Origin of the sequence: Planktothricoides sp. SR001, assembly GCF_001276715.1 — a bacterium.
Taxonomy (GTDB): domain Bacteria; phylum Cyanobacteriota; class Cyanobacteriia; order Cyanobacteriales; family Laspinemataceae; genus Planktothricoides; species Planktothricoides raciborskii.
In genome coordinates this window covers 145137-155309 of sequence record NZ_LIUQ01000004.1, presented here as the reverse complement: position 1 = coordinate 155309, position 10173 = coordinate 145137, and the positions used below count along the sequence as shown (strand labels likewise).

Sequence of the window (10173 nt, the reverse complement as noted above, 5' to 3'; positions counted from 1 at the left end):
GCCTAACACACCCTACCAAAAGCTATTTGCTTCACTATTCAAGTCAGCTATCATCTTGCTAATCACCTGCTTAAGAATAGGAAGACTTTTCTGTGTGGTTTTCCACAAAACTGCGACATCTGTCCCCCAATAGTCATGGACTAATTTATCTCGCATTCCGGCTACTGCTTTCCAAGGTATCTCTGGATACTGGTTTCTGAAGGATTCAGGGATATTTTTTACCGCTTCGCCGATAATTTCAATGGCTTTAGACACCGCATAAATAGTTTTTTCATCTTCGGCAAATTCTGCAAAATCAAGACCAGCTATAAATTTTTCAATCGACTGAATTGCCTCGAAAATATCCTGAAGAAAATCTAATAAAGAACGCGAAGTCATACAGTAACCGCCTCTAACAAAATTCGTTCTTTGGTTGGCGGCTTTAAGCTATTTTTTGTCACTACATCGACCTTGAGGTCTAAAAGATCACTCAGATAGTCTTCTAATTCAATTAGTTCTATCAGCGTGGGTGCTTCATCATAATCTATCAAGATTTCCACATCGCTGTCTTCGGTATCTTCCCCGCGAACATAAGACCCAAATATCCCTAACTCACTTACATGGTATTTTTCCTGAATAATCTGCTTTTGTGCGATTAAAATCTGTTTAATTTCTGCCAAAGTTTTGCGGTAGTCTGGCGGTGAGGTACAGGGGACTAATCGGGCAACGCCTACGCCATTTTCGGTGATAATGGTTTCTTCTCCTTGGCGGACTTGTTGCAACATTGTTTCTAGGTTTATATTGGCTTCTTTCACATCAATATTAAGGCTCATTTTTACTTTCTCTACTTAGGTTTAATCTATTTTAATACCATTTACAAAAATTTATGCAACAATAAGTATTTATATTGTAGGGTGGGCAAAAGTCAACCATCATATATGGTAGGGTGAGTAAAATTTTTTGCCCACCCGAAGAATGTTAGGGGCTGTTGGATGAATTTTTGAAATTGGTATAATCTATTTTAATCTATTAAAGAGAGATGCATAGAAAAGAGAAGAGAGAGGAGAGCATTTTTACGATTCACCTCTCTCCTCTCTCTTGTGACAGAAACCCGGTTTCTTGGGGCGATCGCCGCTACGGAAAGGCGCCCCTACTGGAATTTTAAGCGGGTAAGTCAGTGTGACCCATTAAAAAGCGATCGCACTCACGGGCAACTCCGCGACCTTCATTAATCGCCCAAACCACCAAACTTTGACCGCGACGGCAGTCACCGGCAGCAAACACCCCAGGAATACTGGTGGCATACTTGCCATATTCCGCTTTCACATTACTCCGGGCATCGCGATCGCATCCCAAAGCGTCTAATAAAGGTTGTTCTGGACCGAGGAAACCCATTGCCAGCAATACCAATTGGGTGGGGATAACTCGTTCTGTCCCCGGTATCTGCTTAGGAATAAACCGACCTTGGGCGTCTTTTGCCCATTCCACTTGTACCGTATGCACCGCTTTCACATGGCCGTTTTCATCCCCCTCGAACTTCGTAGCGGTGTTTAAATAAACGCGAGGATCGGACCCAAACTTAGCCGCTGCTTCTTCTTGACCGTAGTCCATCTTATAAACTTTCGGCCATTCGGGCCACGGATTATCCGCCGCCCGTTCTAGGGGTGGTTTCGGCAAAATTTCCACTTGCACCACACTATTACAACCATGCCGGATCGAGGTGCCCACACAGTCAGTCCCAGTATCACCACCGCCAATAATTACCACATCCTTACCTTCCGCAGAAATATAAGGATATTTCACAGGGTTAAGAACCCCGGTTTCTTCAAGAAACCGGGTTTCTCCGGCCACTTTACCATTACCATTACCGTTCCCATTCTGGTTTTGATCCAAAATTGCCTGAGTATTGGCGCTGAGGAATTCCATCGCAAAGTGAATTCCTTTCAGATCGCGGCCTTCAATGGGCAGGTCACGGGGTTTGGTGGCGCCCGTAGCTAAGACTACCGCATCAAATTCTTTCAGCAGGTTTTCTGCGGGTAAATCTTTGCCCACTTCGGTGTTACAGACAAATTTCACCCCTTCGGCTTCCAGGACTTTCAGACGGCGTAAGACAATTTTTTCTTTGTCCAATTTCATGTTAGGAATGCCGTACATCAGCAAACCACCAGGGCGATCGGCCCGTTCATACACTGTCACCCAATGTCCGGCTTTATTTAATTGTGCGGCTGCGGCCAAACCAGCAGGCCCAGAACCAATCACCGCCACTTTTTTACCAGTCCGAATGGCAGGGGGTTCCGGTTTTACCCAGTCTTCTTCCCAACCTTTCTCGATAATCGAATATTCGATATTTTTAATTGTCACCGGGGGGTTGGTGATGCCTAAAACGCAGGAACCTTCGCAGGGGGCAGGGCAAACCCGACCAGTGAATTCGGGGAAATTGTTGGTTTTGTGGAGGCGATCGAGGGCTTCCTGCCAAAGTCCCCGATAAATTAGGTCATTCCACTCAGGAATTAAGTTATTGATTGGGCAACCACTAGCCATCCCTTTGATCGTGGTGCCCGTATGGCAAAAAGGTGTGCCGCAGTCCATACACCGGGCCGCTTGGGTGCGGAGTTTTTCCTCCGGCATATGCAGGTGGAATTCATCCCAGTTACCGACGCGATCGCCCGGGGAAACTTCTGCTGCTACTTCACGGAGATATTCGATAAAGCCGGTTGGTTTTCCCATAGTTCTCTCTCTCAAATAATGAATGCAAGATTAATGCAAGGTTCTACAAAAGGTGCGAGAAACCGGGTTGCTTTGACGCTACCGTAGGGGCGAATGGCCATTCGCCCCTACTTTTTATCCCCCAAAAGAAACCCGGTTTCTGGGTGTTTCTCTGAAAGCATTTCTTTGTGGTCTTTAGTCTGATGTCATTGGACTAAGGACAAAGGACTAAGTTATGTCAATCGTTAAGTAAATCAATGTATGTTTTAATCTCTAATAAGGATGATGACCGGACGAGAGGACAATCTTGACCACTATCTTGACTATTATACAGAGTACCCGCCAATTAGGGTATTTATTGTAACCTTTATTTAAGGTTAATCATGTTAAGGAATCAGGACGAAGCGCGATCGGTGCTGTAGGGGCGAAGCATTCCGGCTGATAATTTATGGGTAAAAATATTAACCCTAATGCCGGAATGCTTCGCCCTGAAGAAGCATTGTAGTGGCGAAGCATTCCGGCAGATAATTTATGGGTAAAAATATTAACCCTAATCCCGGAATGCTTCGCCCTGAATCGGCGGTCAGGGCGAAGCATTCGGGTAAAAAATTTGGGGTTTTATCCGATAAATTATTTGCCGGAATGCTTCGCCCCTACGTTTGGGAAACGATTATGTTATGAAATATTGAGAAATTGCTCGTAGAAGGTCAGATTTGGCATATTTTACCTCTAATAAATTTATATGAATATAAATTATAACATCTGGCGTTTTAGGCTGATCGAGCCACTGAAATTAGTAAACTGGTGTTTTTATTACTCGTTTTGGTGATTTATTTTGCCAAATAATTTCTTGAATGCGTTCTACGGTTTCAGGAGAAAATAAAGATTCCCCTGTTTCTTGGCAAACTCTGGCTGGAACGTTTTCTATAATAAAGAATTTCCCATCAAATTCCAAAGTGTAAGTCACATTCTGTTCAATAAACGTCTCTTGTCTAAAATTAGTGGTCATATCATTTTCTCCTTGGCGAGAAACCGGTTTTCTGGGTTGGTTTAGATTGTTAGGCGAATTTCTTCTATCATTATCAAGCTAAGGCAAAATCGGTATATTGACGCATTTTTGGTTCGTGAAATGCCAGGACGATATCTTCTTTCGGCACCCCTGCACGGACTAAATCATTGGCAATACCATCTTCTGTCCAGTCTTCTTCAATCCAAAATTTCCCGTCGCGAATTCTTACATAAACAGTCATACCAGCAGTGCGTGAAGCGAAGCTATCGCGTCAGCGAATCGCCGTTGTTCCAACCAAGATTCATCCAGATATAGTGCTGCTTTTGTTCATCTATCACCAAAAATGTTTCTAAGTTAGGATTGGGACGGCGATTCGCTGACGCGATAGCTTCGCTTCACGCACAGTTCAACATACTCATTTAAAATTTGCTGAATGATTTTGGGATATTCTGTTAATTTATCCATTGTACAATTTCCTCTTTTTCTGTATCTACAATAATCATTGGCAGTTGATGTTTCTTGATAATAAGTTGTATAACATCTTGTTGAAAAAAGTTTTTGTAAATAAGATTGCCAATGGCAACATATAGTTTGCGATCGGCTTTAATTTCCTCTAAAAGATAAAGATAAATATCATACTGACCGAGTGCCTATGAATAAATTCTGAAATTTTGACGCCCCGACAAAACTTGTAAGGGCGAAGCATTCGCGCCAAAATATCCCGGTTTAGACAACAGATTTCTACGCGAATGCTTCGCCCCTACACCACAATTTTATCAGAACCCCGTTCAGCAGCAATGGGTCTTTCCGCGCCCAGGTCTGCATAAAGCTTTGTACTCTGGTACTGAATAATATAGGGATCGTCAGTAATTGTCCAACCGTCTTTAATCAGTGCGTTTTTTACAGCATTATGAATGATATCTAGCTGAGGCATAGTGGGTTTTAGGGTTAAAAATGCCTAGTTTAGTATAAAGAAATTCACGGGAGGCAGAGCCTCTAGACGGGCATTCCCAGGCTGGAGCCAGGGAACGAGGATTCCCAAAATAAACCCGATTTCTGGGTGTTTCTGGGTTAACTTCCAGGTGCAAGAAACCCGGTTTCTTTGTTGCTACCGTAGGGGCGAATGGCCATTCGCCCCTACCCCGAAAAGAAACCCGGTTTCTGGGTTAACTTCCAGGTGCAAGAAACCCGGTTTCTCAAAGAAACCGGGTTTCTGAATCAAACCCTAACTACCGCCAATCCGGGCTAAGTCACGGGCATTTTCTTCAAACGCTGCGCTGAGGGCATCATCACCACTCAAACCCGCTTCAAACGCCTTCTTCAGACAGTTCAACACCCGCTTATAATCGCGAGGCATTACCTTGACAAACTTGGGCAACATTTCCTCCCAGTTCGCCAATACTTTTTGCCCTTTCTGACTCTTGGTGTAATGAACGTGCTTCTCGATCGCCTTGCGGATCTTGTCAATGTCTTCGGCATCCAGCGGTTCAATATCCGCCATTTCATTATTGCAACGGCTGGCAAAATCACCCGCTTCATCCAGGATATAAGCCACACCGCCACTCATACCGGCAGCGAAGTTCCGCCCGGTTGGACCAATGACCACAACTTGACCGCCGGTCATATATTCGCAACCGTGATCGCCGACCGCTTCTACCACCGCGTGAACCCCGGAGTTACGAACGCAGAAACGTTCGCCCGCGACACCAGAAATATAGGCTTCCCCACTGGTAGCGCCATAAAACGCCACGTTGCCAATAATGATATTTTCTTCCGCCACAAAGGTAGAACCCGCTGGGGGATAAACCATCATCTTGCCGCCACTCAAGCCCTTACCGAAATAATCGTTAGCATCTCCTTCTAGTTCCAGAGTCACCCCTTTGGGTACAAAAGCCCCAAAACTCTGACCCGCACTGCCTTGGAAATGCAGATGAACCGTGTCTTCCGGCAACCCATCCCAGTGCCGTTTGCTGATTTCATAGCCTAAAATAGTGCCGACCACCCGGTTAGTGTTTTTAATCGGTAAAGTCGCTTTAACTTTTTCCCCTTTTTCGATCGCCCCTTTGCACAAATCCAACAACACGGTCATATCCAGGGATTTTTCTAAACCGTGGTCTTGGGGAATTTGGCAATAACGACCAACTTCGGGGCCCACGATCGGCTGATAGAGAATCTTGGACAGGTCAATCCCTTTGGCTTTCCAGTGATCTACTGCTTGCTTGGCTTCCAATACATCAGTCCGTCCCACCATCTCATTGAGGGTGCGGAAACCGAGTTGAGCCATAATTTCCCGCACTTCTTGGGCGATAAACTGCATATAGTTGACCACATAAGCTGGGTCGCCCATAAATTTTGCCCGCAGTTCGGGGTTTTGGGTAGCAATCCCCACGGGGCAAGTATTTTTATGGCAGACTCGCATCATAATGCAGCCCAGGGTGACTAAGGGCGCGGTGGAGAAGCCAAATTCTTCGGCCCCTAATAAAGCCGCGATCGCCACATCTCGTCCGGTCTTAAGCTGTCCGTCGGTTTCTACCACAATCCGACTGCGGAGATTATTTAACACCAGAGTTTGGTGAGTTTCCGCTAAACCCAACTCCCAAGGTAAACCCGCGTGTTTAATCGAGGTCTGGGGTGAGGCGCCCGTACCGCCATCGAAGCCAGAAATCAGCACCACATCAGCGTGAGCTTTGGCCACCCCAGCGGCAATGGTGCCCACACCCACTTCTGACACCAACTTGACATTAATCCGCGCTTGCCGGTTGGCATTTTTCAGGTCGTGAATTAACTGCCCCAAGTCTTCAATACTATAGATATCGTGGTGCGGCGGTGGGGAAATCAAACCTACCCCTGGGGTAGAGTGGCGCACTTTGGCAATCCACGGGTAAACTTTACCCCCAGGCAACTGACCGCCTTCGCCCGGTTTCGCCCCTTGAGCCATCTTAATCTGCAATTCTTTCGCCTGGGATAAATATAAGGATGTCACCCCAAAACGACCAGAAGCCACTTGTTTAATGGCGCTATTTTTGGAATCCCCTTGTTCATTGGTCCAGGTGTACCGTTCCGGGTCTTCTCCCCCTTCCCCAGTGTTGGATTTACCCCCAATCCGGTTCATGGCGATCGCCAATGCTTCATGGGCTTCTTTAGAAATAGACCCATAGCTCATTGCCCCGGTCTTAAAGCGTTTCATAATCGCTTCAATGGGTTCAACCTCTTCTAAGGGAATCGGCTGCCGTTGCTTGAAGTCCAGCAATCCCCGCAGAGTAAAGAATTTCTGGTTTTGCTCATTAATTTCGGCGGCATATTGCTTGTAGAGGTTATAGTCATTTTGCTGTACCGCCTGTTGCAGGGCATGGATGACTTGCGGACTCAGCAAATGTTCTTCCCCGTCCTTCCGCCATTGGTATTCGCCACCAACATCAAGAGTATGGCCATTGGTCTGACGGTCTGGGAACGCATGACTATGCCGTAAAATGGCTTCTTTGGCGATCGTTTCTAGGTCTACGCCCTCAATGCGCGAAGCCGTCCAGGTGAAATATTTCTTAATCACCGAACGATTCAGCCCGATCGCCTCAAAAATCTGGGCACCGCGATAACTTTGGATGGTAGAAATGCCAATCTTAGAGGCAATTTTAATCACACCTTTGGTGACAGCCTTGACATAATTCTTATGGGCAGTCTTGGAATCAACATTGACCAATAAGCCATCGGCAATCATTTGATCGATTGTCTCAAAGGCCAAATAGGGATTAATTGCCCCGCAGCCATAGCCAATCAACACCGCATAATGATGCACTTCGCGAGGTTCGCCGGATTCGAGGACAATGCCCACTTGTGTCCGCGTTTCTTGACGGATTAAATGGTGATGCAGCCCAGCAACCGCCAGCAATGCGGGAATCGGGGCGCGATCTTTATCCACACCGCGATCGGACAGAATAATAATATTGATGCCAGAAGCGATCGCCTCGTCAGCCTTGGCGCAAATTTGCTCCATCATCGCTTCCAATCCCTTCACCCCTTGCTTGGGATCGAACAGAATCGACAAGGTGATAGATTTAAACTGTCCTTGGTTAACGTGCCTTAGCTTACTTAATTCCGCGTTACTCAGGATAGGAGTTTTTAGCTCAATCAGATGACAGCTTTCTGGTTCTGGTTTCAGCAAATTCCGCTCAGACCCAATCGTGGTTTCTGCGGAAGTAATAATCGCCTCCCGAATCGAATCAATCGGCGGGTTCGTCACCTGGGCGAATAGCTGCTGGAAGTAATCATAAAGGAGTTTTGGCCGGTCAGACAAAGCCGCCAAAGGCGTATCCGTTCCCATTGCCCCGACTGCTTCTACCCCATTCATGGCCATCGGGGTCAGCAGCAAGCGTAACTCCTCAAAGGTATAGCCAAAAGCCATCTGGCGTTGGATCGTGCTGGTGGACTCAATTGGTTCTACCCCTGCTGCGGACGGGAGACTGGCCAGTTCCACCATATTTTGGTCGATCCACTCGCGATAAGGGTGCGCCGTGACAATTTTATTTTTCACTTCCTCATCAGTGACAATCCGGCCTTCCGCCATGTTCACCAAGAACATCCGACCGGGTTGTAAGCGCCCCTTATAAGCCACCCGTTCCGGTTCCACGGGTAAAACTCCCGCCTCAGACGCCATAATCACCAAATCATCTTTGGTGACATAGTACCGAGAAGGCCGCAAACCATTCCGGTCAAGCACTGCCCCAATGGTCGTCCCGTCCGTAAAGGCGATCGACGCAGGACCATCCCACGGTTCCATCAAACAAGAGTGATACTCATAAAATGCTTTTTTCTCATCACTCATGGACTCGTGACCCGTCCAAGGTTCTGGAATCATCATCATCATCGCATGGGGCAATGAGCGACCGGAAAGCACCAGCAATTCCAGGGCGTTATCGAAAATTGCCGAATCACTGCCTTCTAAATCAATCACCGGCAGGATTTTTTTCAGGTCATCCCCAAATAACTCGGAGTCAAATAAGGACTGACGAGCATACATCCAGTTGATGTTGCCCCGCAGGGTGTTGATTTCGCCGTTATGGGCAATGTACCGATAAGGGTGCGATCGCTCCCAACTGGGGAAAGTATTGGTACTGAAGCGAGAATGCACCAATGCCAGGGCACTTTCCATATCTGGATCTGCCAGATCGGGATAATACTGCCCCACCTGAACTGGCATCAACATCCCCTTATAGACCAAAGTCCGACAAGAAAGGCTGCTGACATACCAAACCGGGTCTACCCCGGAACTGTGAATTTCCATCTCCGATCGCTTGCGAATCACATAAAGTTTGCGATCGAAAGCTGCCTCATCTGTCACTTGTGCGCCCCGTTGCAGGAATACCTGCTGCATAAACGGTTCACTAGCCTTTGCCGTATTGCCCAATGATGAATTATCCGTGGGGACATCCCGCCAACCAATCACCTGCTGACCTTCTTCAGCGGCAATTCTGGCAAAAATTTGTCTACCCTGCTCGCGGATAGCGGGATCCGTCGAGCCATAAATCATCCCCACCCCATAAGATCCCGCCTCTGGCAAGGTAAGATTCTCTTGGGCTGCCACTTTCCGCAAAAATTTATCGGGCACCTGCATCAAAATGCCTGCACCATCGCCGGTATTTGCTTCGCAACCGCAAGCACCCCGATGGTCTAGGTTGACCAGGATTGTCAGCGCTTGTTGAACAATCTGGTATGACTTTTTGCCCTTCATATTGACCACGAAGCCTACACCACAAGCATCGTGTTCGTTGTTTGGATCGTATAAGCCTTGTTTTCTTGGGTAGGGATTCTTTTCGTTGCTATTCATTTTGATGTAGATTTTACTAATTCAAGGTTGGTTAAGCTTTGCGGACAAATAACATAAGTCATAAGTCACTTGTCATTTCTTGGCGATGTTGCATCCGCAAAGCGTTGCGCGTTCGCACAAATCTATCTCAGGTATTATGACGAGCGTCTGCATCGGATCTGCTAGACCTTATTCTCTAACAAAAATCCCTGATTCCTCGGTATTCTTAAGGAAAATTTTAGCTAACTCCATCCGGAACAACTGATATTCTAAATCAATCCTCGATTTTTTTGTTATGACTCAAAAAGTTATATCAGGAAATCTTCATATTCGCAAATTAACTAGGTGATTCAGCGTTTTTTTGCTGAAAACCAGTCTGGTTTATTCGGGATGCTTACGGATGCTTTTTTTACTTTTTTGTAACATTTTTTCACAAAAATTAAAATATTGGCAGGCATAAAATAAATATGGCAAAGCAGAAAAATATTGACCCAAATATTAAAACTTCTCAAAAAGTCTCAAAAATTTAGCTATTAAGGGGGGTATAATAGGAAGATTAATGATATATCAAACCATTGGCAATAGCTGCCAAATTATTATATAAATTAATGCTTTTTTCTAAAAAAATAAATTTTAGATTGCGAAAAAACATCTGATATAAATTTAAAAAAACATCATA

At 45.9% G+C, this 10173-nt stretch carries 14 protein-coding genes; 3 read left to right on the top strand and 11 right to left on the bottom strand.

The window, feature by feature from the left end:
- Positions 1–12: 12 nt before the first annotated feature.
- Both AM228_RS04030 and AM228_RS04025 read right to left on the bottom strand, forming a co-directional pair.
- A complete protein-coding gene (locus AM228_RS04030; RefSeq protein WP_054464819.1) occupies positions 13–378 on the bottom strand; it encodes a DUF86 domain-containing protein in 366 nt (121 codons plus the stop codon).
- On the bottom strand, positions 375–812 hold the full coding sequence (locus tag AM228_RS04025) for a type II toxin-antitoxin system prevent-host-death family antitoxin (RefSeq protein WP_072160641.1): 438 nt from the start codon (positions 810–812) through the stop codon (positions 375–377). Before AM228_RS04025 ends, AM228_RS04030 begins: the two co-directional genes overlap by 4 nt.
- A gap of 206 nt (positions 813–1018) precedes the next feature.
- On the opposite strand from AM228_RS04025, the gene AM228_RS35995 reads away from it, so the two are divergent.
- On the top strand, positions 1019–1144 hold the full coding sequence (locus AM228_RS35995) for a hypothetical protein (RefSeq protein WP_255353142.1): 126 nt from the start codon (positions 1019–1021) through the stop codon (positions 1142–1144).
- Here the strand turns inward: AM228_RS35995 and gltD are convergent.
- Complete coding sequence (gltD, locus tag AM228_RS04020; RefSeq protein ID WP_054464818.1) at positions 1141–2706, bottom strand: glutamate synthase small subunit; 1566 nt, start codon at positions 2704–2706, stop codon at positions 1141–1143. The two genes, AM228_RS35995 and gltD, sit on opposite strands and share 4 nt — an antisense overlap.
- A gap of 360 nt (positions 2707–3066) precedes the next feature.
- Positions 3067–3201 carry a hypothetical protein gene (locus AM228_RS35990; RefSeq protein ID WP_255353141.1) on the bottom strand — a complete coding sequence of 45 codons (135 nt, stop codon included), beginning with the start codon at positions 3199–3201 and terminating at the stop codon, positions 3067–3069.
- A gap of 15 nt (positions 3202–3216) precedes the next feature.
- On the opposite strand from AM228_RS35990, the gene AM228_RS31790 reads away from it, so the two are divergent.
- Positions 3217–3366 (top strand): hypothetical protein, encoded by a 150-nt coding sequence (locus AM228_RS31790; protein WP_156331519.1) that lies wholly within the window; start codon positions 3217–3219, stop codon positions 3364–3366.
- 112 nt (positions 3367–3478) lie between these two features.
- Here AM228_RS31790 and AM228_RS04015 read toward each other — a convergent pair whose 3' ends face one another.
- The 6 genes from AM228_RS04015 to AM228_RS35975 all read right to left on the bottom strand — a co-directional run bounded on the left by AM228_RS04015 (position 3479) and on the right by AM228_RS35975 (position 4628).
- Positions 3479–3694, bottom strand: coding sequence for a YgiT-type zinc finger protein (locus AM228_RS04015; protein ID WP_054464817.1), 216 nt, complete (start codon positions 3692–3694; stop codon positions 3479–3481).
- Positions 3695–3767: 73 nt separating this feature from the next.
- The gene (locus AM228_RS33955; RefSeq protein ID WP_197285211.1) at positions 3768–3935 is read right to left on the bottom strand and encodes an element excision factor XisI family protein; all 168 of its coding nucleotides are present in this window, start codon (positions 3933–3935) and stop codon (positions 3768–3770) included.
- 22 nt (positions 3936–3957) lie between these two features.
- Positions 3958–4032, bottom strand: coding sequence for a hypothetical protein (locus AM228_RS35985; RefSeq protein WP_255353148.1), 75 nt, complete (start codon positions 4030–4032; stop codon positions 3958–3960).
- 16 nt (positions 4033–4048) lie between these two features.
- Entirely contained in the window at positions 4049–4159 is a 111-nt protein-coding gene (locus tag AM228_RS34885) for a XisI protein (RefSeq protein ID WP_231636594.1), read from the bottom strand.
- Positions 4147–4302, bottom strand: a complete 156-nt coding sequence (locus tag AM228_RS35980; RefSeq protein WP_255353147.1) for an element excision factor XisH family protein — start codon at positions 4300–4302, stop codon at positions 4147–4149. The genes AM228_RS34885 and AM228_RS35980 overlap by 13 nt, the downstream gene beginning before the upstream one ends.
- Before the next feature lie 152 nt (positions 4303–4454).
- On the bottom strand, positions 4455–4628 hold the full coding sequence (locus AM228_RS35975) for an element excision factor XisH family protein (RefSeq protein WP_082348736.1): 174 nt from the start codon (positions 4626–4628) through the stop codon (positions 4455–4457).
- 189 nt (positions 4629–4817) lie between these two features.
- Between AM228_RS35975 and AM228_RS35970 the strand changes: the two genes are divergently transcribed.
- Positions 4818–4943, top strand: a complete 126-nt coding sequence (locus AM228_RS35970) for a hypothetical protein (protein WP_255353140.1) — start codon at positions 4818–4820, stop codon at positions 4941–4943.
- On the opposite strand, the gene gltB is transcribed toward AM228_RS35970, so the two are convergent.
- The gene (gene gltB, locus AM228_RS04005; RefSeq protein WP_054464816.1) at positions 4920–9515 is read right to left on the bottom strand and encodes a glutamate synthase large subunit; all 4596 of its coding nucleotides are present in this window, start codon (positions 9513–9515) and stop codon (positions 4920–4922) included. The two genes, AM228_RS35970 and gltB, sit on opposite strands and share 24 nt — an antisense overlap.
- Positions 9516–10173 lie beyond the last annotated feature (658 nt).